At 64.5% G+C, this 26723-nt stretch carries 32 protein-coding genes; 19 read left to right on the plus strand and 13 right to left on the minus strand.

Annotated elements, in window-relative coordinates; translation table 11 throughout:
* Window positions 1–77: 77 nt before the first annotated feature.
* Window positions 78–1064, plus strand: a complete 987-nt coding sequence (locus tag NX862_RS07320) for a P1 family peptidase (RefSeq protein WP_264493230.1) — start codon at window positions 78–80, stop codon at window positions 1062–1064.
* Between the two features lie 42 nt (window positions 1065–1106).
* Window positions 1107–1598, plus strand: a complete 492-nt coding sequence (locus tag NX862_RS07325; protein ID WP_264493231.1) for a hypothetical protein — start codon at window positions 1107–1109, stop codon at window positions 1596–1598.
* Here the strand turns inward: NX862_RS07325 and NX862_RS07330 are convergent, their stop codons facing one another.
* From NX862_RS07330 to pgsA, 3 genes are read right to left on the minus strand one after another with little or no spacing between them, the layout of a single operon-like run.
* Window positions 1599–2024, minus strand: coding sequence for a molybdenum cofactor biosynthesis protein MoaE (locus NX862_RS07330; protein WP_264493232.1), 426 nt, complete (start codon window positions 2022–2024; stop codon window positions 1599–1601).
* A 2-nt stretch (window positions 2025–2026) separates the two neighbouring features.
* The gene (moaD, locus tag NX862_RS07335) at window positions 2027–2275 is read right to left on the minus strand and encodes a molybdopterin converting factor subunit 1 (RefSeq protein WP_264493233.1); all 249 of its coding nucleotides are present in this window, start codon (window positions 2273–2275) and stop codon (window positions 2027–2029) included.
* A gap of 1 nt (window position 2276) precedes the next feature.
* Window positions 2277–2936: a CDP-diacylglycerol--glycerol-3-phosphate 3-phosphatidyltransferase gene (pgsA, locus tag NX862_RS07340; RefSeq protein WP_264493234.1), complete on the minus strand. Its 660-nt coding sequence runs from the start codon at window positions 2934–2936 to the stop codon at window positions 2277–2279.
* A gap of 166 nt (window positions 2937–3102) precedes the next feature.
* On the opposite strand from pgsA, the gene NX862_RS07345 reads away from it, so the two are divergent.
* Window positions 3103–3861 carry a serine protease family protein gene (locus NX862_RS07345; protein ID WP_264493235.1) on the plus strand — a complete coding sequence of 253 codons (759 nt, stop codon included), beginning with the start codon at window positions 3103–3105 and terminating at the stop codon, window positions 3859–3861.
* 208 nt (window positions 3862–4069) lie between these two features.
* On the opposite strand, the gene ppk2 is transcribed toward NX862_RS07345, so the two are convergent.
* From ppk2 to NX862_RS07370, 5 genes are all read right to left on the minus strand, one after another.
* Window positions 4070–4972 carry a polyphosphate kinase 2 gene (gene ppk2, locus NX862_RS07350; RefSeq protein WP_264493236.1) on the minus strand — a complete coding sequence of 301 codons (903 nt, stop codon included), beginning with the start codon at window positions 4970–4972 and terminating at the stop codon, window positions 4070–4072.
* Window positions 4973–5055: 83 nt separating this feature from the next.
* Window positions 5056–6903 carry an excinuclease ABC subunit UvrC gene (gene uvrC / locus NX862_RS07355; RefSeq protein WP_264493237.1) on the minus strand — a complete coding sequence of 616 codons (1848 nt, stop codon included), beginning with the start codon at window positions 6901–6903 and terminating at the stop codon, window positions 5056–5058.
* Between the two features lie 283 nt (window positions 6904–7186).
* The gene (locus NX862_RS07360; RefSeq protein ID WP_264493238.1) at window positions 7187–7963 is read right to left on the minus strand and encodes an SDR family oxidoreductase; all 777 of its coding nucleotides are present in this window, start codon (window positions 7961–7963) and stop codon (window positions 7187–7189) included.
* A 1-nt stretch (window position 7964) separates the two neighbouring features.
* Window positions 7965–8153 (minus strand): hypothetical protein, encoded by a 189-nt coding sequence (locus tag NX862_RS07365; RefSeq protein WP_264493239.1) that lies wholly within the window; start codon window positions 8151–8153, stop codon window positions 7965–7967.
* 16 nt (window positions 8154–8169) lie between these two features.
* Window positions 8170–8949: a S49 family peptidase gene (locus tag NX862_RS07370; RefSeq protein WP_264493240.1), complete on the minus strand. Its 780-nt coding sequence runs from the start codon at window positions 8947–8949 to the stop codon at window positions 8170–8172.
* A gap of 43 nt (window positions 8950–8992) precedes the next feature.
* Here NX862_RS07370 and NX862_RS07375 point away from each other — a divergent pair, with 43 nt between their 5' ends.
* The 8 genes from NX862_RS07375 to NX862_RS07410 all read left to right on the plus strand — a co-directional run bounded on the left by NX862_RS07375 (window position 8993) and on the right by NX862_RS07410 (window position 17125).
* On the plus strand, window positions 8993–9874 hold the full coding sequence (locus tag NX862_RS07375; protein WP_264493241.1) for a LysR family transcriptional regulator: 882 nt from the start codon (window positions 8993–8995) through the stop codon (window positions 9872–9874).
* 211 nt (window positions 9875–10085) lie between these two features.
* Window positions 10086–10553, plus strand: coding sequence for a formate dehydrogenase subunit gamma (locus NX862_RS07380; protein WP_264493242.1), 468 nt, complete (start codon window positions 10086–10088; stop codon window positions 10551–10553).
* Window positions 10554–10555: 2 nt separating this feature from the next.
* The gene (locus NX862_RS07385) at window positions 10556–12076 is read left to right on the plus strand and encodes a formate dehydrogenase beta subunit (RefSeq protein ID WP_264493470.1); all 1521 of its coding nucleotides are present in this window, start codon (window positions 10556–10558) and stop codon (window positions 12074–12076) included.
* Complete coding sequence (locus NX862_RS07390) at window positions 12073–12300, plus strand: DUF4287 domain-containing protein (protein ID WP_264493243.1); 228 nt, start codon at window positions 12073–12075, stop codon at window positions 12298–12300. Before NX862_RS07385 ends, NX862_RS07390 begins: the two co-directional genes overlap by 4 nt.
* Window position 12301: 1 nt before the next feature.
* A complete protein-coding gene (fdhF, locus tag NX862_RS07395; protein ID WP_264493244.1) occupies window positions 12302–15172 on the plus strand; it encodes a formate dehydrogenase subunit alpha in 2871 nt (956 codons plus the stop codon).
* Window positions 15169–15993, plus strand: a complete 825-nt coding sequence (gene fdhD / locus NX862_RS07400; protein WP_264493245.1) for a formate dehydrogenase accessory sulfurtransferase FdhD — start codon at window positions 15169–15171, stop codon at window positions 15991–15993. The genes fdhF and fdhD overlap by 4 nt, the downstream gene beginning before the upstream one ends.
* Window positions 15994–16003: 10 nt before the next feature.
* Complete coding sequence (locus NX862_RS07405; RefSeq protein ID WP_264493471.1) at window positions 16004–16222, plus strand: formate dehydrogenase subunit delta; 219 nt, start codon at window positions 16004–16006, stop codon at window positions 16220–16222.
* Window positions 16223–16354: 132 nt separating this feature from the next.
* Complete coding sequence (locus NX862_RS07410; protein ID WP_264493246.1) at window positions 16355–17125, plus strand: hypothetical protein; 771 nt, start codon at window positions 16355–16357, stop codon at window positions 17123–17125.
* Here NX862_RS07410 and rfbA read toward each other — a convergent pair.
* The 4 genes from rfbA to rfbC are packed head-to-tail and all read right to left on the minus strand — an operon-like array spanning window position 17067 to window position 20375.
* Window positions 17067–17948, minus strand: coding sequence for a glucose-1-phosphate thymidylyltransferase RfbA (gene rfbA, locus NX862_RS07415; protein WP_264493247.1), 882 nt, complete (start codon window positions 17946–17948; stop codon window positions 17067–17069). The genes NX862_RS07410 and rfbA overlap by 59 nt on opposite strands.
* Window positions 17945–18781, minus strand: a complete 837-nt coding sequence (gene rfbD / locus NX862_RS07420) for a dTDP-4-dehydrorhamnose reductase (RefSeq protein ID WP_264493248.1) — start codon at window positions 18779–18781, stop codon at window positions 17945–17947. The genes rfbA and rfbD overlap by 4 nt, the downstream gene beginning before the upstream one ends.
* Window positions 18778–19818, minus strand: a complete 1041-nt coding sequence (gene rfbB / locus NX862_RS07425; RefSeq protein ID WP_264493249.1) for a dTDP-glucose 4,6-dehydratase — start codon at window positions 19816–19818, stop codon at window positions 18778–18780. Before rfbB ends, rfbD begins: the two co-directional genes overlap by 4 nt.
* The gene (gene rfbC, locus NX862_RS07430; RefSeq protein ID WP_264493250.1) at window positions 19815–20375 is read right to left on the minus strand and encodes a dTDP-4-dehydrorhamnose 3,5-epimerase; all 561 of its coding nucleotides are present in this window, start codon (window positions 20373–20375) and stop codon (window positions 19815–19817) included. Before rfbC ends, rfbB begins: the two co-directional genes overlap by 4 nt.
* A 111-nt stretch (window positions 20376–20486) precedes the next feature.
* Here rfbC and trxA point away from each other — a divergent pair, with 111 nt between their 5' ends.
* From trxA to NX862_RS07450, 4 genes are all read left to right on the plus strand, one after another.
* Window positions 20487–21389, plus strand: coding sequence for a thioredoxin (gene trxA, locus NX862_RS07435; RefSeq protein ID WP_413694542.1), 903 nt, complete (start codon window positions 20487–20489; stop codon window positions 21387–21389).
* Window positions 21390–21415: 26 nt separating this feature from the next.
* Window positions 21416–22039, plus strand: coding sequence for an LON peptidase substrate-binding domain-containing protein (locus tag NX862_RS07440; RefSeq protein ID WP_264493472.1), 624 nt, complete (start codon window positions 21416–21418; stop codon window positions 22037–22039).
* Complete coding sequence (locus NX862_RS07445) at window positions 22036–22221, plus strand: Trm112 family protein (protein WP_264493252.1); 186 nt, start codon at window positions 22036–22038, stop codon at window positions 22219–22221. Before NX862_RS07440 ends, NX862_RS07445 begins: the two co-directional genes overlap by 4 nt.
* Window positions 22222–22335: 114 nt before the next feature.
* Window positions 22336–23190: a L,D-transpeptidase gene (locus NX862_RS07450; RefSeq protein WP_264493253.1), complete on the plus strand. Its 855-nt coding sequence runs from the start codon at window positions 22336–22338 to the stop codon at window positions 23188–23190.
* A 329-nt stretch (window positions 23191–23519) separates the two neighbouring features.
* Here the strand turns inward: NX862_RS07450 and NX862_RS07455 are convergent, their stop codons facing one another.
* Window positions 23520–23915, minus strand: coding sequence for a cupin domain-containing protein (locus tag NX862_RS07455; protein ID WP_264493254.1), 396 nt, complete (start codon window positions 23913–23915; stop codon window positions 23520–23522).
* Between the two features lie 127 nt (window positions 23916–24042).
* On the opposite strand from NX862_RS07455, the gene panB reads away from it, so the two are divergent.
* From panB to NX862_RS07475, 4 genes are read left to right on the plus strand one after another with little or no spacing between them, the layout of a single operon-like run.
* Complete coding sequence (panB, locus tag NX862_RS07460; RefSeq protein ID WP_264493255.1) at window positions 24043–24861, plus strand: 3-methyl-2-oxobutanoate hydroxymethyltransferase; 819 nt, start codon at window positions 24043–24045, stop codon at window positions 24859–24861.
* Window positions 24861–25664 carry a pantoate--beta-alanine ligase gene (gene panC / locus NX862_RS07465; protein ID WP_264493256.1) on the plus strand — a complete coding sequence of 268 codons (804 nt, stop codon included), beginning with the start codon at window positions 24861–24863 and terminating at the stop codon, window positions 25662–25664. Before panB ends, panC begins: the two co-directional genes overlap by 1 nt.
* 42 nt (window positions 25665–25706) lie before the next feature.
* The gene (locus tag NX862_RS07470; RefSeq protein WP_264493257.1) at window positions 25707–25964 is read left to right on the plus strand and encodes a hypothetical protein; all 258 of its coding nucleotides are present in this window, start codon (window positions 25707–25709) and stop codon (window positions 25962–25964) included.
* 7 nt (window positions 25965–25971) lie between these two features.
* Entirely contained in the window at window positions 25972–26574 is a 603-nt protein-coding gene (locus NX862_RS07475) for a DUF1523 family protein (protein WP_264493258.1), read from the plus strand.
* Window positions 26575–26723 lie beyond the last annotated feature (149 nt).

Genomic DNA, 26723 nt, shown 5'->3' on the forward strand with positions numbered 1-26723 from the left:
CGCGCCCGCCGTGGCGGCCTGTCCTTGACCCGCATCAAAGCCTGTCATCAAATCGTCATCTGTCCAAAGGAGGCGCCATGCGGCCCGGACCCCGAAATACGATCACCGATGTGGCGGGGCTGTGGGTGGGCCAGGCGCAGGATGCACGGCTGCGCTCGGGGGTCAGCCTGGTCGTGGGCGAGGCGCCCTTTACCGCCGCCGTCCATGTCATGGGCGGCGCCCCCGGCACCCGTGAGACCGACCTTCTGGCGCCCGACCGGCTGGTGCAGCAGGTCGATGCGCTGGTCCTGTCGGGCGGGTCCGCCTTTGGGCTGGACGCCTGTTCGGGCGTGGCGGATGGGCTGCGGGCGATGGGGCGCGGCTTTGCCGTCGGGCCCGCGCGCGTGCCGATCGTGCCGGGGGCGATCCTGTTCGACCTGCTGAACGGCGGCGACAAGGACTGGACGCGCAACCCCTATCACGCCCTTGGGCTTGCGGCTTTGCGCGCGGCGGGTCCCGAGGTCGCTTTGGGTTCGGTCGGGGCGGGGTATGGCGCTTTGACCGGGACATGGAAGGGCGGCACGGGCACGGCCTCGGTCGTTTTGGACAGCGGGTTCACGGTGGGGGCTTTGGTCGCGGTCAATGCGCTGGGGTCGGTCACGGTGGGCCAGGGCCGCCATTTCTGGGCCGCGCCCTTCGAGATGGGGGCAGAGTTCGGCGGCCTGGGTCCGGGCGGCATGGCCGAGGCCACCGCGCCCGAGCCCGCCAAGCGGATGGGAGAGGCCACGACCATCGCCATCATCGCCACCGATGCCGCGCTGACGCAGGCCCAGGCGACGCGGCTGGCTGTGGCGGCGCAAGACGGCATGGCGCGGGCGATCGTCCCCTCGCATACGCTGCTGGACGGCGACCTGGTCTTTGCGGCCGCCACTGGCGCCCGCGCTCTGGCCGACCCTGTGCGCGATCCGTTCCAGCTGGGCCATGCCGCAGCCTGTTGCCTGGCGCGCGCGATTGCCAGGGCGGTCTTTCACGCGACGCCGATGGCGGGGGATCGACAGAGGTGCTGGACGCAAGGTCTCGGTTAGCCGATGATCCAGGGATTGAACGTGCAAATTTGGGAGAGTGGAATGGCGATGCGCCCCGCAGACGGCAGAAACCCCGCCAAGACCCAGGCCAATGCGCAGACCTCGAAAGAGAAGGTGGCGCAGGCGAAGGTGGCCGAAGCCGATGCCTTTCGGCGGCTGATCGCAAAGCACGGGAAGGCCATTGACCAGAATCTTGCGAAAGCCGAGGCAATAGAGAGGTTCATTAAAACCTTGATCGCTCGAAACAAGGCAGTGGCTGAAGCCCTGCAAGACTATCTGGAGATTCTGTTGGCGGCGCTGCAAGACATGACCAACCTTGACGTCAAGAATGTCGCAAAGCCGCTTCCCAAGATGTCAGAACTCAAGTGCATCAAAATCAAGCCAGAGCCGGTAATCGCAAAGGCCACGACCGTTACGTCGCCTGCCGTGAAGGCCCCTGTTAAAACCGATAACATCACGGCCTTCAATTCGATGACCGTGGTTATGGTCGCAGCTATAGCTTGGTGGAAACTGGTGAAGTCGAAAGGCAAATAACTACCACCGATCCAGCGCGTCTTCGTCCTCGGCCTTGGCTTTCACCCAATCGCCGCCGACCTCTTTCTTCCAGAAGGGGGCGCGGGATTTCAGGTAGTCCATCAGGAACTCGGCCGCCTGAAAGGCCGCGACGCGGTGGCGCGCGGCGGTGGCGACCATCATGATCGGCGCGCCCAGTTCCAACAGCCCATACCGGTGGATCACCAGCACATCGGTCAGCTCCCAGCGGGCGCGGGCCTCTGCGATGATGGCGGCAATCGCGCTTTCGGTCATGCCGGGGTAATGCTCGATCTCCAGCGCCCGAAGCCCGCCATCGCCCCGAACGATCCCGGTAAAGGACACCACGGCCCCCGCGCCTGTCGCGCCCGCGGTAAAGGCGTTGACCTCGGCGCCGGCGTCAAAGGGCTCTGCCTGAACGCGCAGCATCCCTAGCCCCCCGTCATCGGCGGAAAGAACGCCACTTCGCGCGCCCCCGCCAAAGGCGCATCAAACGAGGTCAGCTTTTGATCGACCGCCACCCGCAAAGAGGTCAGGTCGGCAAAGGCCAGAGCATAGGCCTCGTCGCGGGCGATCAGCTCGGCGATCAGATCGGCCACGGTCGCGGCCCCGGTTTCCACCTTTTCGCGGGGAAGGCCGATCCGCTCCCGCACCCAGGCGAAATACAGCAGCGTCAGCATGTCAGTCCCTCAGATGCGGCAGGGATTTGGCGAAGTAATCCCAGCCCGTCACAGCCGTCAAAGCCGCCGCCAGCCAGATCAGCATCAACCCCGCCCAGGTCGCATAGGACGAACAATCCCGCGTCCCGCAAAACGGGATCGGCGCGGCCAGACCCTTGGAGACCAGCTCGGCATATTGTTCGACCGTCTTGCCCTGCAGGCGGATCGCCTCGATATGTTCAAGCCCGGTGCCAAGGAACAGGATGGCAATCGCCACCATCTGCGCCGTGGTTTTCCATTTCGCCAGCTTGGTGACCTTCAAAAGCCCGGCCTTGGCGCCAAGGTATTCGCGCAAGCCCCCCACGAAGACCTCGCGGAACAGGATCACGGTGGCGGGCAGGATCAGCCAGGGGTTCATGCCGGAATAGCCGGTCAGGATCAGCAGGGCGATCACCACCATGGCCTTGTCGGCAATTGGGTCCAGCATGGTGCCGAACTTGCTTTCCTGCTTCCACAGGCGGGCCAGATAGCCGTCAAAGTAATCGGTGATCGCAGCCGAGACGAAAAGCGTCAGGGCGAACCAGTCGGCCAGGGGGCGATTGAAATACAGGAACATCACCGGCACGGCCGGCGCCGCCAAAAGGCGCAGCGTGGTCAACGTGTTCGGGATCGTCCATTTCATGGTTACTTCCTAGCCCATGGTTTTGTCACGGGAAAGGGCCTCTGCGCGCTTGCGCGGAACTTCGTGGCCATCCTGCCGCAGCGCGCGAAAACACACCAGAGTTCACTGGACGTTAAGGGGGCGACTGCTTTACCTGCGCTATCCCCAAACCTTGGAAAGGGTCTTCATGTCCAGACTTCTGCGTCTTGCCCCGCTTGGCCTTGTTTTGGCCGCCCTGCCGGCCCTGGCGGCCGATCTGCCCGCCCCCTATGTCAGCCGCGCGCTGGATGCCGTGTTGATCCCCGTCGATGACGCGGTCCGCAGCGCCTTCGGCCTTGGCGCCGATGAGGCCGGCGTTCTGGTTCTGGCTGTCGCCCCCGATGGCGTGGCCGATGCCGCCGGCGTCGCGCCGGGCGACGTCATCAGCCTGGCCCATGGCCATGCGATCACCGATCCGATCACCCTGGACGAGGTGGTCTATTACTGGATCCAGAAAGGCACCTTTGACTTCGGTTTCGACGGCTGGCGCGCGGGCAAGGCTGCGACCTATGCGACCACGATCACGCTGGAAAGCTATGCGACCGTGATCGACGTGACCACCGTGTCGACCTGGTCAAGCTATTCCTACGAAAGCTTCTCTTACAGCGAATATACCGCGGAATATGCCTCCGAGATCTCGGACTCCTACGAAAGCTCTGAGACGCTGATCGAAGAGGCTGCGGCCTCGGAGGACTTCGCCGAAGAGGAGATGACCGGCGCGGATTCCGCCAGCGACGACGAGGCTGCGGCTGCGGGCGAAGAGGCCGTCGACGATGGCACCACCACCGAGTCCGGTGACGATGCATCGGCCGAAGAGGGCGCTGACGAGGGCGCCACCGATGACGGTTCCTCCGACGAAGGTGGGGACGAGGGCGGCGACGAGGGCGGCGACGTCGTCGAAGAATGACCCGCTGATCTGGCGCCACGACCGCCCCAAGACCAAAGCGGCCCCGGACGTGATCCGGGGCCGCTTTATTTCATTTGGCCGGTTTCTTCACAGGGCCCGTCTTTTCCACCTAGCCTGTCTTTTCCGCCTGGCCCGTCTTTTCCACCTAGCCTGTCGTCACAGGTCTATGGCCCCTGGCCGTCCGCGTCTGCGCGCCATCTGAGCGGGTTCAATATTTCTCGGGCACATACAATTCGCGCGGCAGGGTGGCGCGTTCGTAATCCGGGTTGAAGACCCGTTCCGGCAGGGTGATTTCCTCATGCGGGACCGGATGGCAGGGGTTCAGCGACAGGAAATGGTCGATGCAGTTCAACCGCGCCTTCTTTTTGTCATTGCCCTCGACGATATACCATGGCGCCTCGGGGATGTTCGTGCGGGCGAACATGTCTTCCTTGGCCTTGGTGTAATCCTCCCAGCGGACCCGGCTTTGCAGGTCCATGGGCGACAGCTTCCACTGTTTGAACGGGTCATGGATGCGCATCATGAAGCGCATCTGCTGTTCCTCGTCGGTGATCGAGAACCAGTATTTGATGACCTTGATGCCCGACCGCACCAGCATGCGTTCAAACTCCGGGACCGAGCGGAAGAATTCCTCCACTTGGTCCTCACTGGCAAAGCCCATCACCCGCTCGACGCCGGCGCGGTTATACCACGACCGGTCGAACAGCACGATTTCACCGGCGGCAGGCAGGTGGGGGATATAGCGCTGGAAATACCACTGGGTTTTTTCGCGGTCGGACGGCGCGGGCAGGGCCACGGTGCGCACCACACGCGGGTTCAGCCGCTGGGTGATGCGCTTGATCACGCCACCCTTGCCGGCGCTGTCGCGGCCCTCGAACAGGACGACGACCTTTTGCTTGGAGTGCACGACCCAATCCTGCAGCTTGATCAGCTCGGCTTGCAGATGGATCAGCGCCTGCAGATAGGTCCGGCTGTCCAGCGCATCGGGGTGACGCTCGCGATAAAGCCGCGCGACCTCGCGCGAGATCGTGGCGTCTTCGAGTTCAAGCTCCAGGTCTTCATCCAGGATATCGGCCAGCTCTTCGGCCATCCAGTCGTTTGCTTCACCCATCGCGCCCTCCGTTTTGGGTCCGGGGTAGAAGGCGCGCGTAACGGTTTGATGATGGATTTGTGACGGTTTTTTGGGGCCACAGCTCAGGGGTTAAAGAAGTTGTAGATCGTCTCGGCCATGGCCGCCGAAATCCCGTCCACGGCCATCAGATCGGGAATGGCCGCGCCCCTGACCGCCTTGGCCGATCCGAAATGCGCCAAAAGCGCGCGTTTGCGGGTCGCCCCCACGCCGGGGATGTCGTCCAAAGGCGTGATCGAGACCTTGGCCGCGCGTTTCGCCCGATGCGCGCCATTGGCCCAGCGGTGGGCCTCGTCGCGCATCCTTTGGATGAAATACAGGACCGGGTCGTTGCGGGGCAGCGCCATGGCGGGCACCCCGGGGCGGTGGAATTCCTCTTTGCCCGCGTCGCGGTCGATGCCCTTGGCCACGCCGATAAAGGCGACGTCATCCACCCCCATTTCCGCCAAAGCCTCGGCCACCGCCGAAACCTGCCCCGCGCCGCCGTCGATCAGCAGCAGGTCGGGCCAGGCGTCCGATTTGCGCTCGGGGTCTTCCTTGATCAGGCGTTCAAAGCGGCGGGTCAGGACCTCGTGCATCATGCCGAAGTCGTCGGAATTCTTGCCCGCATCCGACTTGATGTTGAACTTGCGGTATTGGGATTTAAGGAACCCTTCCGCCCCCGCCACGATCATCCCGCCCACCGCATCCGAACCCTGGATATGGGCGTTGTCATAGACCTCGATCCGCTTGGGGGGCGCATCCAGGTCAAAGGCCTCGGCCAGACCCTGCAGCAGCTTGTTCTGGGTGCTGCTTTCGGACATCCGCCGGGCCAGGCTTTCCTTGGCGTTGCGGGCGGCGTTTTCCACCAGCTCGGCCTTTTCGCCGCGTTGGGGGATCGCCACCTCGACGCGCCGCCCCGCGCGGTCGGACAGCAAAGCGCCCACCAGGTCGGGGTTCTCCACGCCATGCGACAAAAGGATCAGCGGCGGCGGTTCCTTGTCGTCATAGAACTGGGCGAGGAAGGCCTCCATAATCTCGGGTTCCTCGGCCCCCGCGCCGGTCTTGGGATAGAAGTCGCGGTTGCCCCAGCTTTGGTTGGCGCGGATGAAGAAGACCTGAACGCAGGCCTGGCCATGTTCCAGATATAGGGCGACCACATCGGCCTCGGCCACGCCATGCGGGTTGATGGCCTGGGCCGACTGGATATGGGTCAGCGCGCGGATGCGGTCGCGCAAAGCCGCCGCCCGTTCGAACTCCATCGCCTGTGACGCCGTGGCCATCTCGGTCGCAAGGTTCGACTGCACGGTCGTCGTCTTGCCCTGCAGGAAACGTTCCGCATCGGCCACAAGGCTGGCGTAACCCGCCTCGTCGATCTTGCCGACACAGGGGCCAGAGCAACGCTTGATCTGGTATTGCAGACAGGGCCGCGTCCGCCCCGCGAACATGCTGTCCGTGCAGTTGCGCAGCAGGAAAACCTTCTGCAGCTGGTTCAGCGTCCGCGTCACGGCGCCCGCGCTGGCAAAGGGGCCGAAATAGCTGCCCTTCTCGGTCTTTTTCCCCCGGTGCTTCTTGATCTGCGGAAAGCCATGCTCCTTGCCGATCAGGATATTCGGAAAGCTTTTGTCGTCGCGCAGCAGCACGTTGTAGCGCGGCTTCAGCTGTTTGATCAGGTTCTGCTCCAGCAGCAGAGCCTCTGTCTCGGTCTTGACCGTCAGGAACATCATCGACGCGGTTTCAAAGATCATCCGCGCGATCCGGGCGCTGTGCCCGTTGCCGCGCGCATAATTCGACACCCGCGCCTTCAGGTTGCGCGCCTTGCCGACATACAGGACCTCTCCGGCGGCGTTCAGCATCCGGTAGACCCCGGGCGAGCCATCCAGCGTTTTCAGGTAGTCCTGGATCAGCTCTTGGCCGGTCTTGGGTTCCGTCATCTTTGGCCTCCGATTCCCTGTCGGTGCTGCAATGATATGGCACTGGGGGCAAGGGGGAAGAGGTCCACAGCTTCTGTGGATAAGTCTGCGGAGAAGTTTTCGGGAGACCGGATTTTGCCTTGGATTCTTGGGCCCTGATTGGTTTGCCTAAAATTTAGGCACAATGTTAACCAATTGATTTTATTGAAGAGAATCTTTAGCCAAAGGCAAGGCCCTGATAAACCTAAATATTTCGTGAACGTTTTTTGACGGTGGTAGCGAAAGTGGACAAGTCGTCGCAGGGTCATTCCAGACCAAGCACATCAGGGGTCTGCCAGCCCAAGTGCTGGCCTCCGTCGGTGGCGATCATCTGGCCGGTGACACCGGGGGAATCGAGGAAAAATCCAAGCGCCGCCGTGATATCCGAAGGGTTGGAGCCGCGCCCCAAAACCGTGGCCGCGCGCTGTTTGGCGAAGTGCGCATCGGACTGCCGCGCGCCTTGCAGGGTCGGGCCGGGGCCAATGGCGTTCACGCGCACATCGGGCGCCAGGCCCATGGCGGCGGTGCGGGTCAGGGTCCACAGGCCCATCTTGGCGATGGTATAGCTCATGAATTCCGGCGTCAGCTTCCAGACGCGCTGGTCGATCAGGTTGACGATCAGGGCTTGCGACAGAGGCTCATTGGCCGCGTCCAGCACGGGTTTGGGCGCCTGGGCGGCAAAGGACTGGGTCAGGACAAAAGGCGCGCGCAGGTTGCTTTCCAAAGCGCGGTCCCAGGACCGGCGGGTCCCGGACTTCACATTGTCATATTCAAAGATGGAGGCGTTGTTGACCAAAAGCGTCAGCGGCCCGCCAAGCGCTTCGGCCGCACGGGCAACCAGGGGGACCACCTGCGACTCGTCCAAGAGATCGGCCCGCAGCGCCACGGCCTGACGACCCAGCGCGCGGATTTCGGCCACCAGGGCCTCGGCCTCGGGGGCGGAGGCCGAATAGTGGACCGCCACGTCAAAGCCGCGCCGGGCCAGATACAAAGAAATCTCGCGGCCAACCCGTTTGGCCGCTCCTGTCACCAAGGCACGCATGTCATCCCTTCCCGCAAACGCAAGGGGCGGTGCCCAGAACGGCCCGCCCACAATGGCCGCATTTGGCGCGGGTTTGGCCTTTGTCCACCCGGGGCGGCGGGGCCGCGCCACGCAAGAACCGCGTGACGGCCGAAGCCGCCATGGAGATGATCAGCATGACCATCAGAAAGACGATGACGATCTTGAACATTCAGTCCCTCAGCGATCTAGGCCCCGAAGCCTGCGCGCATCAGGCGCTCTTCGACGGTTTGCAGCATGTCTTCAGCCAGGTTCAAGCCAAAGCGCGACAACAGGCCCTTTTTCGGGCCAAAGACCTGAAAGCGGACCTTGTCACCGTAAAGCGCCTTCATCTTGGGCACCAGATGGGCCACGCCATCGGCAAGGCCCATTTGCACGGCCTGGCTCCCCACCCAGACATCGGCGTTGAACAGGTCGGCATCCGCAAGGCGGTTGCCGCGCCGCGCCTTGACATGGTCGATGAAGGCCTGATGGATCGGGGCCTGGATCGCCTTCAGCCGGTCAATATCTTGGGCGCGCTGGGGCAGGAAGGGATCGGCGAGGCTCTTGGATGTGCCCGCCGTCACGACTCGGCGTTCGATGCCTTGGCGCGCCATCAGCTCGGGGAAGCCGAAGGAGGCGAAGATCACCCCGATCGACCCCAGGATCGACGAGGGATCGACCCAGATGTCATCCCCCGCGCAGGCCAGCCAATAGCCGCCCGAGGCCGCCATATCCTCGACAAAGGCATGGACGGGGATTTGCTTTTCCTCGGCCAGACGGCGGATGCGGGCGGCGATCAGCGAGCTTTGCACCGGGGACCCGCCCGGCGAGTTGATGAGAAGCGCCACCGCCTTGGGCTTTTTGGCAAACGCGCGTTCAATCAGGGGGGCGGTCGCGGCATCCGACAGGCCACGGCCCGAGGTGATGGCGCCTTGCAGCCGGATCACGGCGACGGTGGGCTTGCGGGGGAAGATGGGAAATTGCATGGGTTGAAGCTATGGTGGTGCGGGCGTCAGAACAAGGTGAGGCATGATCGACCGGCTGGAAATGTTCGTGGCTTTGGCGGCGGAACGGCACTTTGGCCGAGCTGCCGAGGTTTGCGGCGTGACGCAGCCGTCCTTGTCCGCGGGGATCAGGGCGCTGGAGGATCAGTTGGGCGTCCAGCTGGTCTATCGCGGCAGCCGGTTTCAGGGTCTGACGCCCGAAGGCGCGCGCGTGCTGGACTGGGCGCGGCGCATCTTGGGCGATGTGCGGTCGATGCGCGACGAGATGCGGTCGGTCCACAAGGGCCTGTCGGGGGTGGTGCGGCTGGGGGTGATCCCGACCGCTTTGCCCATGGTGGCCGACCTGACCGCGCCCTTTACCGCGGCGCATCCGAATGTGCGGGTGACGGTACTGTCGCGGACCTCTGCCGAGATCCTCGCGGGGATCGAGACTTTGGAGCTGGACGCCGGCATCACCTATCTGGACAACGAGCCGCTGGGGCGGGTGTCCCAGGTCAGCCTTTATGTCGAATACTACCGGTTCCTGTGCGCGCCGGGGTCGGCGCTTGCGGGGCGGGATCAGGTGACTTGGGCCGAGGTCGCCGGGGAGAACCTCTGCCTTTTGACCGGCGATATGCAGAACCGGCGCATCGTCAATGCCTTGTTGGCCGAAGCCGGGGTGAAGGCCGCGCCGGGGGTAGAGAGCAATTCCTCGATGGCCTTGATCGGGCATGTGATGTCGGGGCGCTGGGCCTCGGTCGTGCCGAAACGGCTGGCGGATATGTTCCGGGGCGCGGGGCTGGTCTCGGTGCCGATTGTGTCGCCAGAGGCCGAGCATGTCGTGGGGCTGATCGCGCCGAAGCGGGACCCGCAAACGCCAGTCTTGATGGCCTTGATGGAGGAAGCCGGGCGGCTGTCCCGGCGGTGATCTGCGGGCTTACGCCCTTGTCACCGGCCTGGGAGGTAGCCGGGGGGCTGCCGCCCCCCGGACCCCCTGCCCAAAGGGGAGCACGCTCCCCTTTGGAAACCCCGTGCACTGCAGCATTGATAGGATTTGGCTATTGATTGACGGGAGTTTGATATTGATTGCCCCCGTGACCTGACGCAGAAAGGCGGGAAAGCCAGCGAAAGGTCCCGGGATGCTTGATTCCGCCAGCATGATTGCCCGTGTCGAAGAGATCCTCTTTGCGCACAAAGACATGGAGGGCGCGCTTTTGCCGATCCTTCATGCCGTTCAGGCCGAGTTTGGTCATGTGCCCGAGGCGGCGCTTCCGGTCATCGCCGAGGCGCTGGTGATCACCAAGGCCGAGGCGGCGGGCGTCATGTCGTTTTACCACGACTTCCGCGAACACCCTGCGGGGCGGCATGTGCTGAAGCTGTGCCGGGCGGAGTCTTGCAAATCGGTCGGGGCGGATGGTCTTGCGGATCATGTGCGCGAAAAGCTGGGGCTGGATTGGCATGAGACCTCGAAGGACGGCGCGGTGACTTTGGAGCCGATCTTTTGCCTGGGCCTGTGCGCCTGCGGGCCTGCGGCTTTGGTGGATGGCAAGCTGGTCGGGCGGCTGGATGCGGCCAAGCTGGATGCAATCCTGGGGGGCCTGAAATGACGTTGAAGATTTACCTGCCTTTGGATTCGGCTGCCGTGGCGCTTGGCGCGGATGAGGTGGCGTCGGCGATCCTGGCCGAGGCGTCCAAGCGGGGCGTTGCGGTCGATCTGGTGCGCAATGGCTCACGCGGGATGGTCTGGCTGGAGCCCCTGGCCGAGGTCGTCACGCCCCAGGGCCGCATGGCCTTTGGCCCGATGGAGCCCGGCGATGTGGCGGGGCTGTTTGGCGATCTGGCCGCCCATCCCAAGGCGCTGGGCCTGACCGAGGACCTGCCCTGGCTGAAGGGCCAGACGCGGCTGACCTTTGCTCGGGTGGGGGTCGTTGATCCGCTGTCGCTTTCGGATTACGTGGCACATGGGGGCCTTGAGGGGCTGAAGCGCGCCGTGGCGATGACCGCGCCCGAGATGGTGGCGGAAGTGACGGCCTCGGGTCTGCGGGGGCGCGGGGGTGCGGGCTTCCCGACCGGGATCAAGTGGAAGACCGTCTCCGAGGCCAAGGGCGACCGCAAGTATATCGTCTGCAATGCGGACGAGGGCGATAGCGCGACCTTTGCCGACCGGATGCTGATGGAGGGCGATCCGCTGACGCTGATCGAGGGCATGGCGATTGCCGGCCTGGCTTGCGGGGCCGAGAAGGGCTTTGTCTATATCCGCAGCGAATATCCGGTGGCGATTGCGGTGATGCAAAAGGCGCTGGAGGTTGCGCGGGCCGGTGGCCTGCTGGGCGACGTTCTGGGCAGTGGCCGGCAGTTCGACATGGAGGTCCGAGTTGGCGCGGGCGCCTATGTCTGCGGCGAGGAAACCAGCCTGTTGAACTCCTTGGAAGGCAAACGCGGCATTGTGCGCGCCAAGCCGCCCTTGCCCGCTTTGGAGGGCTTCATGGGCAAGCCCACTGTGGTCAACAACGTGATCTCGCTGGCCTCGGTGCCGGTGATTTTCGCGCGCGGGGCAGAGTTCTACAAGGGCTTTGGCCTGGGTCGGTCGCGGGGCACGATCCCCTTGCAGATCGCGGGGAATGTGAAGCATGGCGGGCTTTATGAGGTCGCTTTCGGTCTGACGCTGGGCGATATCGTCGACAAGATCGGCGGCGGGACCTTGACGGGCCGTCCGGTCAAGGCGGTGCAGGTGGGCGGGCCCCTGGGTGCCTATTTCCCCCGCAGCCTGTTCGACACGCCCTTTGGCTATGAGGAATTCGCGGGCAAAGAGGGTCTGATCGGCCATGCCGGCCTGACCATCTTTGACGACAGCGCCGATATGCTGGGCATGGCGCGGTTCGCCATGGAGTTCTGCGCCATCGAAAGCTGCGGCAAATGCACCCCCTGCCGCATCGGTGCGGTGCGCGGCGTGGAAACCGTCGACCGCATCGCGCGCGGCGACACTGACGCCAAGCCGCTGCTGATCGACCTGTGCCAGACGATGAAGTCGGGCTCTTTGTGCGCTTTGGGCGGTTTCACGCCTTACCCGGTCATGTCGGCTTTGACCCATTTCCCCGATGATTTCGCAGCCAAAGAGGCGGCGGAATGACGGAAAACGATGCGAAACCCAAGATTGGGGGCCCGGCCAGCTATTTCCCCTCGATCGAGGCGAAATACGGCCAGCCCATGGACCACTGGTTCGCGGTGGTAGCCCCCCTGCTGGACCAACCCCACATGCAGATCGTGGGGCATCTGAAAGAGACGCATGGCCTTGGACATGGCCATGCAAATGCGATTGTGGCCCATCAGCTGGCCCAGAAGAAAGGCGCGTGACATGAAGGACTTCATCATCCCGGACCGCGACTTCGGGACCCCTGCCGCAAAGTCCAAGACCATGGTTTCCCTGGTGATCGACGGCTTCGAGGTCACGGTGCCCGAAGGCACCTCGATCATGCGGGCCGCGGCCGAAATCGGCATCCAGGTGCCCAAGCTTTGTGCGACCGACAGCATCGACGCCTTTGGGTCCTGCCGGTTGTGTCTGGTGGAAATCGAGGGCCGCAACGGCACGCCCGCCTCTTGCACCACGCCGGTCGCACCCGGGCTGAAAGTCTCCACCCAGAACGCCAAGCTGGCGAAACTGCGCAAGGGGGTGATGGAGCTTTACATCTCCGATCACCCGCTGGATTGCCTGACCTGCAGCGCGAATGGCGATTGCGAGTTGCAGGACATGGCCGGCGCCGTTGGCCTGCGCGATGTGCGCTATGAGGCTGTGGAGAACCACTTCCAGGCCCGCAGCAACGGCGAGGCGAACCCGCTTTACATCCCCAAGGACGATTCCAACCCCTATTTCAGCTATGATCCGGCCAAATGCATCGTCTGCTCGCGCTGCGTCCGGGCCTGCGAGGAAGTGCAAGGGACCTTTGCCCTGACGATCTCGGGGCGCGGGTTCGACAGCCGCGTCAGCGCGGGCCTGAAGTCGGACAGCTTCCTGACCTCGGATTGCGTCAGCTGTGGCGCCTGCGTGCAGGCCTGCCCGACCGGGACGCTGCAGGAAAAGTCGGTGATCGAACTCGGGACGCCTCAGCGTGAGGTCATCACGACCTGTGCCTATTGCGGCGTTGGCTGCCAGTTCAAGGCGGAAATGCGCGGCGATGAGCTGGTGCGCATGACGCCCTACAAGCATGGCAAGGCCAACCGCGGCCATTCCTGCGTCAAGGGGCGCTTCGCCTATGGCTATGCCAGCCACAGCGACCGCATCCTGTCGCCGATGATCCGGTCGTCGATTGAAGACCCCTGGCAAGAGGTCTCTTGGGCCGAGGCGATGGCGTTTGCCGCGAACCGGATGAAGGGGATCATCGACACGCATGGCCGACATTCGGTCGGCGTGATCACCTCCAGTCGCTGCACGAACGAGGAAACCTTCCTCGTGCAAAAGCTGACCCGGGCGGTCTTCCGCAACAACAACACCGACACCTGTGCGCGGGTCTGCCATTCGCCCACGGGGTATGGCCTGGGGCAAACCTTTGGCACCTCGGCGGGCACGCAAGACTTTGATTCGGTGGAACATGCCGATGTCATCATGGTCATCGGCGCCAATCCTCATTCGGGCCATCCGGTCTTTGCCTCCCGCATGAAGAAGCGGCTGCGCAAGGGGGCCAAGCTGATCGTCGTCGACCCCCGCCGGACCGAAACCGTGCAGGGCGCGCATTACAAGGCCGCGCACCATCTGGCCCTGACGCCCGGCACCAACGTGGCCGTTGTCAGCGCCTTGGCGCATGTCATTGTGACGGAAGGCCTTTTTGACGAGGACTTCATCCGCAACCGCTGCGATTGGGACGAATTCCAAGCCTATGCCGAGTTCATCAGCCAGCCGCAATTCTCGCCCGAGGCCGTGCAGCTGCTGACCGGCGTTCAGGCCGAGGAAGTCCGGGGCGCCGCGCGTTTGTATGCCAAGGGCGGCAATGGCGCGATCTATTACGGGCTGGGCGTCACCGAACACTCGCAGGGGTCGACCACCGTCATCGGCATCGCCAACCTTGCCATGCTGACCGGCAATGTCGGCCGTCCGGGCGTCGGTGTGAACCCGCTGCGGGGGCAGAACAACGTCCAGGGCTCCTGTGACATGGGGTCTTTCCCCCACGAACTCCCGGGTTATCGCCACGTCAAGGGCGAGGCGGTGCGCGACATCTACCGTCAGGTTTGGGGCGTCGAGATCGACAACGAACCCGGCCTGCGCATCCCCAACATGCTGGATGCCGCCGTCGAGGGCACCTTCAAGGGGCTGTATTGCCAGGGCGAGGATATCCTTCAATCCGACCCCGACACCAAGCACGTGGCGGCGGGCTTGGCTGCGATGGATTGCGTCATCGTCCATGACCTTTTCCTGAACGAGACGGCGAATTACGCCCATGTCTTCTTCCCGGGCTCGACCTTCCTGGAAAAAGACGGGACCTTCACCAACGCCGAACGCCGCATCAACCGTGTCCGCAAGGTCATGGCGCCGCGTCAGGGCTATGCCGATTGGGAAGTCACCCAGATGTTCGCGAACGCCATGGGGGCGGAGTGGGGCTACACCCATCCCGCGCAAATCATGGAGGAAATCGCGCTGACGACGCCGTCCTTCGCCGGCGTGACTTACGAAAAGCTGGAGACCATGGGCTCGATCCAATGGCCCTGCAACGAGAAGTCGCCCGAGGGCACGCCCCTGATGCATGTCGACGGCTTTGTCCGCGGCAAGGGGCGGTTCATCAACACGGAATATGTGGCGACGGACGAACGCACCGGGCCCCGCTTTCCGCTGTTGCTGACGACGGGGCGCATCCTGTCGCAGTATAATGTGGGGGCCCAGACGCGCCGGACGCATAATGTGGTGTGGCATGACCAGGACATCCTGGAGATCCACCCCCATGACGCCGAACAGCGCGGCGTCAAAGAGGGCGATTGGGTCAAGCTGGCCTCGCGGTCCGGGGAGACCTCTTTGCGGGCGACCGTGACGGACCGGGTCAATCCGGGCGTGGTCTATACGACCTTCCACCACCCCGACACCCAGGCCAATGTCGTCACCACCGACTTTTCGGACTGGGCAACCAACTGCCCGGAATACAAGGTGACGGCGGTGCAAGTGGCGCTGTCGAACGGCCCGACCGAATGGCAAGAGGGCTACAACGCCCAGGCCAGCAAGTCGCGGCGGATCGCGGCCGAATGAAAGGGCATCGCCCCCAGACCCGTCTGGCCTTTGGGCCGGACGGCATGACTTCGGGCGGCCGCGCGCTGCCCGAGGAAGTGGCGGTGGCGATCTCTTTCAACGGCTCGACCCAGGCGGTGATGATGGCGACGCCCGCCGATCTGCGCGACTTTGCCCGTGGCTTTGCCCTGACCGAGGGTCTGGCAGAGCTGGAGGAAATCACCAAGATCACGCCGGTTGAAACCTCCAAAGGCATTGACCTGCAAATCTGGGTGAAAAAATCCGCCGAGGCGCGGCTCGCGGCCCGCAGGCGCTATATGGCGGGGCCGGTGGGTTGCGGGCTTTGCGGCATCGATTCCATCGACGAGGCGTTGCGAGAGCTGGCGCCGGTCAGCACCGACCTTTCGATGAGCCCTTCCGAGGTCATGGCCGCCGTATCCGCCTTGCCGCAGTTTCAAAAGCTGCATGACGTGACCCGGGCGGTCCATGCGGCGGGCCTGTGGTATGGCAAAATGCTTGCCGTCCGCGAGGATGTCGGCCGCCACAACGCGCTGGACAAGCTGGCGGGGGCTTGGGCTTGGGACAACCGCACGATCCCCGGCGTGCTGCAATCGCCGCCGCTGTTTGGCGCCGTGGTCCTGACCTCGCGGGTGTCGATTGACATGGTCCAAAAGGTCGCGGCCTTTGGCCAGCCCGTCATCATCGCCGTCTCGGCCCCCACGGCCCAGGCGGTCGCCTTGGCTGACAAGCTGAACATCACCCTGATCGGCCTGGCCCGCCCCGACCGCTTCGAAATCTTCACCCATCCCCATCGCATCCAGCAGGCAGCCCATGTCGCATGACACCCAAACCCTGACGCCCCATGCCAAACTGATCACCATGGCGAACCAGATAGCCAAATTCATGGAATCCAAGCCCCATTCCGAGGGGTTGGAGGGGCTTTCCAGTCACATAAACGACTTTTGGGAGCCGCGGATGCGCCGCCACCTGTTCGAGGTGCTGGATGGCGGCGGCATGGGCCTGCGCCCCCTGGTGATCGAGGCCGCCAACCTGATCCGCCGCCCCATCTGATCCGCATCCGCGCCTGATCGGCATCAAACTTCGGCCCCAATCTTCTGGCATACCCGACCCAAGCGCGGGAAAGGCAGAAGTCGAATGGTGGGCAGAACGGTCAGGATCGGCGGCGCTCCGTTGCGCGGCCCCATGCGCGTGCTGTCGGTCGCGCTGTGCCTGGTTTTCCTGTTGGTCCTGGGCCGGTTCTGGAATGCCACCCCGGCCTACGAGGCCTTTGCCGTCGTCCAGATCCGCCCCGGCGGCGATTCGGTCCCGCTGATCGAAAGCCGCCTTTTCACCCGCGACATGCTGGAGGCCACCGCGGCCCGGCACGGAATCGCCTCTGCCGTTGCCCTTTCGCAGGCCATCGCGCTGCAACCGCTGACCAGTGCTGCGGGCACGACCCTGGGCTATGCGGTTCAGAATATTGGCCTTCTGGTCATCGTCCGCCTGCCGGACCCCGACCAGGCCGTCCGCACCGCCAATGACCTGGCGCTTCAGATCATGGACCTGGCCGATGCGGGCCAGATCGACGCTGGGGCCGAAAGGCTTAGCCTGTATCGTGCCGAAGAGGATCGCTTGTGGCAAGAGATCGCCGCGCTGTCCTCGGGACAGGACCTGGATGCGGCGGGGCAAAGGCAACTCGCGCTGATGCAAAGCCAGTATGCCGAGGTGCAAAAGAACCTGGCTCAGTTCGAGGTGCGCGCCCGGATCGAGGGCCGCTTGCTGGATGCGCCCTATGCGATTCTGGCCCGGGCGCATGAGGCAAAGGCCACGACGCCCCCCTTTCGGGAGGCGCTTTCGGCCCTGGCCGCGGCGGCCCTGGCCCTTGCGCTGATGTCGTCCCTGATCGGGCGCGAGATCAACTGGCCGTTTCCGCCAGGACCGTTTTCAGATAGCGGCCGTAATCGTTCTTCTTGAACATTTCCGCCCTTGCCGCCATGGCCGTGCGGTCGATCCACCCGGCGCGAAAGCTGATCTCGTCGGGGCTGCCCACTTGCTGGCCCTGACGTTCCGTCAAGGTGCGCACAAAGTTGCCGGCGTCGATCAGGCTTGCATGGGTGCCGGTGTCAAGCCAGGCAAAGCCGCGCCCCATGCGTTGGACCGAAAGGCTGCCCTCTTTCAGGTAAGTGTCCAGCAGGTCGACGATTTCCAGCTCTCCGCGCGGCGAGGGCTTGATCGCGCGGGCCCGGCGCGGCGCATCGCCATCCAGGAAATACAGACCCGTCACCGCGAAGTTCGAGGGCGGAACCTCGGGCTTTTCGATGATCTGGCTCACCCGGCCTTCGGCGTCGAAAGCCACGACCCCATAGCGCTCCGGATCGGCCACGCGGTAGCCAAAGACCGTGCCGCCCTTTTCCTGGGTCTTGGCTTCTTCCAACATTTCCGGCAGGCCGTGGCCAAAGAAGATATTGTCGCCCAAGACCATGGCCGAGGGCGCGCCATCGAGGAAGTCTTCGGCCAGCAGATAGGCCTGCGCCAACCCATCGGGCGAGGGCTGGATGATATAGGTGATCGAAATCCCCCATTGCGACCCATCGCCCAAAAGCCGGATGAAGGCTGGCTGATCCTCGGGGGTCGAGATCAAGGCGATCTCGCGGATGCCGGCAAGCATCAGGACCGACAGCGGATAATAGACCATCGGCTTGTCATAGACCGGCAAAAGCTGTTTCGACACGCCCATGGTGATCGGCCAAAGCCGCGTGCCCGAGCCGCCTGCGAGGATGATGCCTTTGCGGTTCATGTCAGGTCCTTGATGATCTGGGTCAAATGGGCGCGCCAATCGGGGCGCTGGATGCCAAAGGCCGCCTGAAGCGCGCTGCAATCCATGCGGGAATTGCCGGGCCTTTTGGCGGGGGTCGGATAGGCAGAGGTCGGTATATCGTTGATCTGACAGGACAATCCCGCCTGGGTCATGATCTGGCGCGCGAAATCGGCCCAGGACACATCGGGGGCGCCCGAGAAGTGATGCACGCCACCCGGCACGCCCTGGGTCATGGCGCGGGCGGCGGTCAACAGCGCCTCGGCGATGGCCGCGGCCGGGGTCGGGCCGCCGACCTGGTCGCCCACCACGTTCAGCGTATCGCGGTCGCGGCCCAGCCGCAGCATGGTCTTGACGAAATTCGCCCCATGCGCCGACACGACCCAAGAGGTCCGCAGGATCAAGGCCTGCGCGCCCGAGGCCAGAACCTGACGTTCGCCTTCCAGTTTCGACCGCCCATAGGCGTTCAAGGGCGCCACAGGGTCGGAGGGCTTGAAGGCCGCCGTCCCCTGGCCGTCAAAGACATAATCGGTCGAGATATGCAGAAACGGCAAGCCCTGCGCCGCACAGGCCCGCGCAATGGCGCCGGGGGCCTGACCGTTGACGACAGTGGCCGCAGCCTCTTCGGTTTCGGCCTTGTCGACCGCGGTCCAGGCGGCGGCGTTGATCACCGCGTCACAGTCGCGGACGGCCGCCGCGCAAGCCTGCGGATCGGCAAGGTTGGCCTCGGCGCGGGACAGGAACCGCGCCTCGGGCACCAGGCGTTGCAATTCCCGCGCCACCTGGCCGGTTTGACCGAATACGATCAGCTTCATGCTTTGGTGCCCAGACGTTGCCCCACGCCTTGCCGGTCGAGCAGGGGCCGCCACCAGGCCTCGTTGTCCAGATACCAGCGGACGGTGCGGCGCATCCCTTCCTCCAGCGTCACCGAGGGCCGCCAGCCGAGTTCCGCCCTGATCCGCGCGGGATCAATGGCATAGCGTGCATCATGGCCCGGGCGGTCGGTCACAAAGGTGATCAGCCGGTCATGCGGGGCACCTGCGGGGTGCATCTCGTCCATCAGGCGACAGATCAGGCGGACGAGGTCGATGTTGCGCGCCTCGTTCTCGCCGCCGATGTTATAGCTGCGGCCAAGTTCGCCCTTGGCCACCACGGTCAACAGGGCATCGGCGTGATCCTCGACATAAAGCCAGTCGCGGACGTTCAGACCGGCGCCGTAAACTGGGATCGGACGGCCATGCAGCGCGTTCAGGATCACCACCGGCACCAGCTTTTCCGGAAAGTGGAAGGGGCCGTAGTTGTTGGAGCAATTCGTCAGGACGACCGGCAGGCCATAGGTCTCGGCCCAGGCCCGCACCAGGTGATCCGAAGCGGCCTTCGAGGCCGAATAGGGGCTGCGCGGGTCATAAGGCGTTTCTTCGGTGAACTGGCCCGTGTCGCCCAGGGACCCGAAAACCTCGTCGGTCGAGATATGGTGAAAGCGGAAGCCCGCAGGCTTCCCGGCGCGCGTCCAATAGCCCCGCGCGGCCTCCAGCATGTTGAAGGTGCCGTTGATATTGGTCAGGATGAAATCCCCCGGCCCGTCGATCGACCGATCGACATGGGATTCGGCGGCCAGATGCATCACCGCATCGGGGCGGTGAAGCGCAAAGATCTCGTCCAGCCGCACGCGGTCGCGGATATCGGCCTGTTCAAACGAATACAGGTTCGACGTGGACACCGAAGCCACGTTCTCCACATTGGCCGCATAGGTCAGGGCATCAAGGTTCACGACCTCATGTCCCTTGGCCACAGCCTGCCGCACCACGGCCGAGCCAATGAAGCCCGCGCCACCTGTCACAAGAAGTTTCATTTCGGCTCCCAGACAAAGGGGCTGACCCAATCGGCCAGCAGGGGGGCAACCTGGTCCTTGGCGGACAGGACGGGGTCCGTGACGCCCCAATCAATGCCGATCACAGGGTCATCCCAGCGGATGCCGCCGTCACAATCGGGCGCATAGGTGTCGGTGCATTTGTATTGCACCTCGGTATCCGGGGCCCTTGTGACAAAACCGTGCAGGAAGCCCTTGGGGACCAGCAATTGCCGGCCATTCTCGGGCGTCAGGTCGACGCCGACCCAGCGCCCATAAGTCGGAGAGCCAACCCGCACATCCACCGCCACATCGAAGATCGCGCCACGGGTGCAGCGCACCAGCTTGTCTTGCGCATGGGGCGGGCGTTGAAAGTGCAGCCCCCGCAGCGTGCCGACGCTGGCGGAAAACGAATGGTTGTCCTGCACCCAGTCGCCGGGCAATCCCGCCTCGGCAAAACGCCGCGCGGACCAGGTTTCACTGAACCAGCCCCTGGCATCGCCAAAACGTGCAGGGGTCAGGATGACACAATCGGGAAGGGAGGTGGGTTCAATCTGCATGGCCGCATTTGGCCCAACCTCCCCCCCCTTGCCAAGGGCATTTTCGCTTTGACCCCTTGGCCTTTGGCCCTGCGCCCCGCATATATGGACAAAACTTGACCCGAGGGCATGATGTTCGGACTGACGGAAACTCCTGTGGCGGCCGATCTGATCAAAGACGGCACAGAAGCCAGCTTCATGAAAGACGTGATCGAGGCCAGCCGCGACGTGCCGGTGATCGTTGATTTCTGGGCCACCTGGTGCGGGCCCTGCAAGCAACTGACCCCGGCGCTGGAGGCCGCGGTGACGGCCGCCAAGGGCAAGGTCAAGCTGGTCAAGATCGACGTTGACAAGAATCAGATGATCGCGGGACAGCTGCGCATCCAGTCGATCCCGACCGTCTATGCCTTTGTGAACGGCCAGCCGGTCGATGGCTTTCAGGGCGCCGTTCCTGGGTCAGAGATCAAGAAATTCGTCGATGGCCTGATCGCCATGGCCGGCCCCGACAAGGGCCTGACCGAGGCTTTGGAGATGGCCGAACAGATGCTGACCGATGGCGCCGCGGCCGACGCCGCCGAGACCTTCGCCGCCATCCTGGCCGAAGAGCCCGAGAACGCCGCCGCCTATGGCGGGCTGATCCGTGCGCAGTTGGCTTTGGGCGATCTGGACCAGGCGGAGGCGCTTGTGGCCGCCGCTCCGGCCAAGATCGCGGGGGGGCCGGAAGTCTCGGCCGCGAAAGCCCAGATCGAGCTGGCCCGTCAGGCGGCCAATGCGGGGCCGGAACAGGAACTTCGCGCGGCGCTTGCCCGCGATCCGGGCAACCTTCAGCTGATGTTCGACCTTGCGACCGCGCTGCAGGCGGCGGGGGATGTGCAAGGCGCGGTGGATCTGCTCTTGGACCTGTTCAAGCTGGACCGTGAGTGGAACGAGGGCGCGGCCAAGACGCTTTTGCTGACCATCTTTGGCGCGCTGAAGCCCCAGGACCCGATTGCGCTCGCCGGTCGTCGTCGGCTGTCGTCGATGATCTTCGCCTGACTTGTCATTTCGGTGGGATGCGCCAGATCATGTTGATGACCGACCTGCCAGAGACCATCGCCCTCTTCCCGCTGCCCGGCGCGATCCTGTTCCCAAGATCGCGCCTGCCGCTGCATATCTTTGAACCGCGTTACCTGACCATGCTGGGGGACGCGCTGAAGACCGATCACCGGATGATCGGCATGATCCAACCCTCGGGCGACCACCTGCACCAGGTGGGCTGTGCCGGGCGCGTGACGTCGTTTTCGGAAACCGAAGATGGGCGTTACATGATCACCCTGACCGGCGTGGCGCGGTTCCGCGTCGCCGAAGAGGTCACGGGGTTTCAGCCCTATCGCCGGGCGCGGCCGGATTGGGCGTCTTTCTCGGCCGAACGCCGCGCCGAAACCGACCCGGGCATGGACCGCGACGGCCTGTTGGCCGACCTGGCGCGGTTTTTCAAACAGCGCCAGCTGGGGGTTGACTGGGGCGCGCTGAAAACGGCCGAAGACGAGTTGATGATCAACGCCCTGTCCATGCTGTGCCCCTTTGCCCCCGAAGAGAAACAGGCCCTGCTGGAGGCGCCCGACCTCGCGGCCCGACGCAAGGTCCTGCAAACCCTGATCAGTTTTGCCCTGCAATCGGGCGGCGAGGATGAGGTTCTGCAATGACCTCGCCCGAAACCGACCGCCGCATGCTGGAAGCGCTGGTCTGCCCCCAGACCCAGACCACCTTGCGCTATGATCCCGACCGGCAAGAGCTGATTTCGATGGCGGCGGGCCTCGCATTCCCGATCCGCGACGGCATCCCGATCATGCTCTTGTCCGCTGCCCGTGAGCTGAATGGGGATTAGACGCCGGGCAACGCCTGTTCAAAATAAGGTCAGCGCGGGACGCCAGGGGTTGACAGGTGGCCCGTTCTCCGCTTGGTGCGAAAATCGCAACAATTCACAGACCGGAACGGCGTCGTGACCCCATTTAGCGCTTTGGCCTCAAAACTCTCTGCTTTTGCCCTGCTTGCCAGCCTTGCGGCTTGTGCGCCCACGCCCAAGGTCGATGTGCCGCCGCCCGCGGTGGCGGGTTATGAGGCGGTGGTGGACAACGGCTTCGAGATCCCCGCGGTCGATCCGGCGCTGTTGAAGGACGGCTATCAGCGCACCGGCGTGGCCTATGCCGGCGAGGAAGAGCCCGGGACCATCGTGGTCGATCCCTTTGCCCGCAAGCTGTATCTGGTCGAGGAAAACGGCATGGCGATCCGCTATGGTGTGGCGGTGGGGCGGCAGGGCCTGTCCTTCCGCGGCAATGGCGTGATCGGGCGGACGGAGGAATGGCCCTCCTGGACGCCGACCGCGAACATGGTGCGGACGCGGCCCGACCTTTACGCGGAATATGCCGGCGGACGGTCTGGCGGGTTGGACAACCCCTTGGGCGCGCGGGCGCTGTATCTGTATCGCGGCGGGCGCGACACGATGTTCCGCATCCATGGCACGATGGACCCGGCTTCGATCGGGCATGCGACCTCGGCCGGGTGCATCCGGCTGTTCAACCAAGATGCCATCGACCTGTATGAGCGGGTCGAGCGCGGGGCGAAGATCAAGGTTCGCACGCTGGAGGAAAGCGTGGCGGCCGAGGGGCCCTATATGGACAACGCCTTTGGCCGCGCCGTGCCCGATACGCCGGAAAACCAGGAACAAAAGCTGAAGGACGAGGCGGCGATTGCCGAGGCAGCTGCGGCGGACCCGGAATTCGCGGCCAAACTGGCGGCGGCCCAAGAGGCCGAACGCCGCGCCATGCTGCAGGCGGCGGCTGCGGGCGGGAAGTAATCTGGCGGAACGAGGTTTCGGGCGGCCACTCTTATCGGGGGCCAAGGGTTTCGGAACAGGGGGCCTCGCGCTGCGCGCTCGGCCCGCGCGGCGGCCCCAAGTCGGGGGGCTTCGCCCCCCGGACCCCCCACTGGCCCGGACCCCCACTGGAAGGGGCCTTGCCCCCTCCAGACCTCCCCAACCGGAGGGGTGCGACTCCTCCGGACCTCCGCGGAATACTTGCGTCAGTATGAAAGCCGGGCGGCAGCGTCCGGCTTTTGGTTTTGGGGCACATGTGGCCGCCAAGGCTGTGCAGATGGGCCGGCGGATCATGGGGCTTGGCGCGCGCGTCAGGCGAGGATGACGTAATCCTTCAAAGTGGGCTCGATGCAGCGCCAGATGCCCTTGAAACCGGGGCGGATGATGTGGCTGTCGCCGGCCTGAAGCCGGGTCTCAACGCCCTGCTCGTCGATCAGGACAGAGACGCCTTCAAGGATGCGGATATATTCCCATTCCTCGTAATTCACCGTCCAGGCGCCTGGCGTGGTGTGCCAGAGGCCCGCGTAAAGCATCCCCTTGTCCGCGCCATGCGGGGTCTGGCCCTCGCCGGGCAGGGCCTGCGCAGGTTGGGCCTGGCGCTCTTCGATGTTCCAGGTCGTGTGGATGGGGTCGCCCTCGACCACACGGGGCGGGCGGGAGGTTTCGGGCGTGACGCCCTGGCGGGTCATTGCGATCAGATGTTCCATCCCGCCATTTCGCCTGCGGGTTGCGCCCCGGTCAAGCCTGACCTGCGCTGCGATGCGGCGCAACAATCTTGCGCGTGGGGGGGAAACGTGTCCATATCCGCCCGGGGGAAACTGCGGAGCCTGTCAGATGAGCGCTAATCCTGGAGCGAGCCTTCGTCCGGTTCTGCCGCCCGATATCGCGGCCAAGAAGGGCCAGGCGCCCTTGGTCGTGCTGACCGCCTATACGACGCCCATGGCGCGGCTGGTCGATGCACATTGCGATGTGGCGCTGGTGGGCGATTCGCTGGGCATGGTGCTACATGGCCTGCCCTCGACCCATGGCGTCACGCTGGAGATGATGATCCTGCATGGCCGGTCGGTGATGCGGGGCCTGTCGCGCGCCATGGCAGTGATCGACATGCCCTTTGGCAGCTATGAGGAAAGCCCGGAACAGGCGTTTCGCAATGCGGCGCGGATCGTGGCGGAAACCGGGGCTCCGGCGGTCAAGATCGAGGGCGGGGCGCATATGGCGCCGACGATTGCCTTTCTGACGGCGCGGGGCATCCCGGTCATGGCGCATATCGGGTTGACGCCTCAGGCGGTGAACACTTTGGGCGGCTACAAGGTCGTGGGCCGCGCGGCAGAGGCCGACAAGGTGCTGGCCGATGCCATGGCGGTCGAGGCGGCAGGGGCCTTTGCCGTGGTGCTGGAGAAGGTGCCGGTGGGGCTGGCGGGGCGGGTGACGGCGGCGCTGAAAGTGCCGACCATCGGGATCGGCGCGGGGGTCGATTGCGATGGCCAGGTCCTGGTGCTGGATGACATGCTGGGGCTGTTCACCGATTTCCGCCCGAAATTCGTGAAGCGCTATGCCGATCTGGGCCTGACCGCCGCCGATGCGATTGCCGCCTATGCCGAGGATGTCCGGGCGCGGCGCTTTCCGGGGCCCGAACATGGGTTTGCCGACTGATGATCATCCGCAGGGTCAACGAGCTGCGCGCCCTGGTGCGTGGCTGGAAGAAGACGGGCGTCGTGGGCCTGGTGCCGACCATGGGGGCGCTGCATCAGGGCCACCTGTCCTTGGTGCAAGCGGCCCAACAGGGTGCTGACCGGGTCATCGTCTCGATCTTTGTCAATCCGCGGCAGTTCAATTCGGCAGCCGATCTGGCGAAATACCCCCGCACCGAAGCGGCCGATGCGGCCCTTCTGGCGCCCCTTGGGGTGGACGCGGTCTTTGTGCCCGACCCTGATGAGGTCTATCCGCCAGGCTTTGCCAGCGAAGTGACCGTGGGCGGGGTGGCCCTGCCCTTGGAGGGCGCGCTGCGGCCCGGCCATTTCGCGGGGGTGGCGACGGTTGTCACCAAGCTGTTCGGCATGACCATGGCCGACCGCGCCTGGTTCGGCGAGAAGGATTGGCAGCAGCTGCAGGTCATCCGCCGCATGGTCGCAGATCTGAATATCCCGGTCGAGGTCCTGGGCGTCCCCACGCTACGCGACCCGGACGGGCTGGCGATGTCCTCGCGCAATGCGCGGCTGTCGGCGCAGGCCCGGGCGCGGGCGGCGGCCTTGCCCTTGTGGATGGGGCGGATGGCGGCGGGCACCCCAGCCCATGAGGCCGAAGCGGGGCTTCTGGCGGCGGGTTTTGACCGCGTCGAATACCTGGCCTTTCATGATGCCGAGACACTGGACGCGCCGCGCCCGGGCCACCCGCGCAGGCTGTTGGCGGCCGCCTGGCTGGAGGGCGTGCGGCTGATCGACAATATCCCGGCTTGAACCGGAGCCCCCCGGGGCTTACCTGAAGGGCAGGAGGTCGCCATGCTGCGCGCTATCGCCCTTTGGATTTTGGTCCTGCCCCTGCTGCATTGGGTTGTGGCGGTCTATTTCCGCTCGCTGCGGCGCGAGGCTTTGGAGCGCGATTACGACAACGGCGGCGAGACGGGCACGCGCGAGGACTTCATCGCGGCGGGCATGGCCGCATACGAAGGCTCGCTCAGGGCCAGGATCGTGGTTCTGGTCTATATCATCCCCATTCTGGCCGTGGTGGCGATCGCCTGGGCCGTCAACGCGAATTGAGGCCGACATGAACAAGGTGAAATGGATTTTCCGGGGGGTCTTGGCGCTGATCCTGGTCCTGATCCTGTGGTATACGCTGCCGCAACATGACGTGGTGCGCGTGACCGAGGTCTATAACCGGATCACCACAGTCTCTTGGGCGAATTCGATGTTCTATGCCTCGCCCGACAGTGGCACGGCCGAAACGACGAATGGCCGCGACATCCGCTTTATCTCTGCGGTGTTTCAGGATGGGTCGGTGATGGTCTATCGCAACGAGGACACGGGCTGGATCTGGCCGCCCTATTTCAAATACGACAGCTCTAACCTGCAGGCGGTGGCCTCCAGCCTGAAGGGCGACAAATGGGTGATGGTGACGCATTACGGCTGGCGCATCCCGCTTTTGTCGATCACGCCCAATGCCATTGCGATCCGTGAGGTCTCGGGGCCGGATTACACCTATTTCCCCTGGCTGAACCTGGTGATCATCGCGCTGTTGTTGGGGCTGATCTTCTGGGTCCGCGCCATGTGGCTGCAGTTCTGGGAGCGCATGGTGGACCCCGCTATGGCCGAGGTGCAAGAGGCCGGCGACCGCACCCGGGGCTGGTTCCGCCGGTTGTTCCGTCGCTGAACCCAAGCCTGCGACCAAGGCTGTGATTGCGCCTCCGGTTGGGGGCGCTGCCCCCGTCCCGTTCCGGGACTCCCCCGGGATATTTAGGTCAATGTGAAAGGGGAAGGGGGGCTGCCAAGGGCAAACCGGGGGCCTTGCCGTGTCGCGCC

This window comes from Stagnihabitans lacustris (assembly GCF_025950525.1).
GTDB lineage: Bacteria > Pseudomonadota > Alphaproteobacteria > Rhodobacterales > Rhodobacteraceae > Stagnihabitans.

Coding starts and splice junctions, on each gene's coding strand:
- NX862_RS07445 (WP_264493252.1), top strand. CDS start 22,036: ATGACCTCGCCCGAAACCGACCGCCGCATGCTGGAAGCGCTGGTCTGC.
- NX862_RS07375 (WP_264493241.1), top strand. CDS start 8,993: ATGATCGACCGGCTGGAAATGTTCGTGGCTTTGGCGGCGGAACGGCAC.
- rfbD (WP_264493248.1), bottom strand. CDS start 18,781: ATGAAGCTGATCGTATTCGGTCAAACCGGCCAGGTGGCGCGGGAATTG.
- pgsA (WP_264493234.1), bottom strand. CDS start 2,936: ATGAAATGGACGATCCCGAACACGTTGACCACGCTGCGCCTTTTGGCG.
- panC (WP_264493256.1), top strand. CDS start 24,861: ATGATCATCCGCAGGGTCAACGAGCTGCGCGCCCTGGTGCGTGGCTGG.
- NX862_RS07360 (WP_264493238.1), bottom strand. CDS start 7,963: ATGCGTGCCTTGGTGACAGGAGCGGCCAAACGGGTTGGCCGCGAGATT.
- rfbB (WP_264493249.1), bottom strand. CDS start 19,818: ATGAAACTTCTTGTGACAGGTGGCGCGGGCTTCATTGGCTCGGCCGTG.
- NX862_RS07455 (WP_264493254.1), bottom strand. CDS start 23,915: ATGGAACATCTGATCGCAATGACCCGCCAGGGCGTCACGCCCGAAACC.
- NX862_RS07345 (WP_264493235.1), top strand. CDS start 3,103: ATGTCCAGACTTCTGCGTCTTGCCCCGCTTGGCCTTGTTTTGGCCGCC.
- NX862_RS07370 (WP_264493240.1), bottom strand. CDS start 8,949: ATGCAATTTCCCATCTTCCCCCGCAAGCCCACCGTCGCCGTGATCCGG.
- NX862_RS07475 (WP_264493258.1), top strand. CDS start 25,972: ATGAACAAGGTGAAATGGATTTTCCGGGGGGTCTTGGCGCTGATCCTG.
- uvrC (WP_264493237.1), bottom strand. CDS start 6,903: ATGACGGAACCCAAGACCGGCCAAGAGCTGATCCAGGACTACCTGAAA.
- NX862_RS07410 (WP_264493246.1), top strand. CDS start 16,355: ATGCGCGTGCTGTCGGTCGCGCTGTGCCTGGTTTTCCTGTTGGTCCTG.
- rfbC (WP_264493250.1), bottom strand. CDS start 20,375: ATGCAGATTGAACCCACCTCCCTTCCCGATTGTGTCATCCTGACCCCT.
- NX862_RS07330 (WP_264493232.1), bottom strand. CDS start 2,024: ATGCTGCGCGTTCAGGCAGAGCCCTTTGACGCCGGCGCCGAGGTCAAC.
- fdhD (WP_264493245.1), top strand. CDS start 15,169: ATGAAAGGGCATCGCCCCCAGACCCGTCTGGCCTTTGGGCCGGACGGC.
- NX862_RS07470 (WP_264493257.1), top strand. CDS start 25,707: ATGCTGCGCGCTATCGCCCTTTGGATTTTGGTCCTGCCCCTGCTGCAT.
- NX862_RS07380 (WP_264493242.1), top strand. CDS start 10,086: ATGCTTGATTCCGCCAGCATGATTGCCCGTGTCGAAGAGATCCTCTTT.
- moaD (WP_264493233.1), bottom strand. CDS start 2,275: ATGCTGACGCTGCTGTATTTCGCCTGGGTGCGGGAGCGGATCGGCCTT.
- trxA (WP_413694542.1), top strand. CDS start 20,487: ATGTTCGGACTGACGGAAACTCCTGTGGCGGCCGATCTGATCAAAGAC.
- ppk2 (WP_264493236.1), bottom strand. CDS start 4,972: ATGGGTGAAGCAAACGACTGGATGGCCGAAGAGCTGGCCGATATCCTG.
- NX862_RS07320 (WP_264493230.1), top strand. CDS start 78: ATGCGGCCCGGACCCCGAAATACGATCACCGATGTGGCGGGGCTGTGG.
- NX862_RS07365 (WP_264493239.1), bottom strand. CDS start 8,153: ATGTTCAAGATCGTCATCGTCTTTCTGATGGTCATGCTGATCATCTCC.
- rfbA (WP_264493247.1), bottom strand. CDS start 17,948: ATGAACCGCAAAGGCATCATCCTCGCAGGCGGCTCGGGCACGCGGCTT.
- NX862_RS07325 (WP_264493231.1), top strand. CDS start 1,107: ATGGCGATGCGCCCCGCAGACGGCAGAAACCCCGCCAAGACCCAGGCC.
- fdhF (WP_264493244.1), top strand. CDS start 12,302: ATGAAGGACTTCATCATCCCGGACCGCGACTTCGGGACCCCTGCCGCA.
- NX862_RS07390 (WP_264493243.1), top strand. CDS start 12,073: ATGACGGAAAACGATGCGAAACCCAAGATTGGGGGCCCGGCCAGCTAT.
- panB (WP_264493255.1), top strand. CDS start 24,043: ATGAGCGCTAATCCTGGAGCGAGCCTTCGTCCGGTTCTGCCGCCCGAT.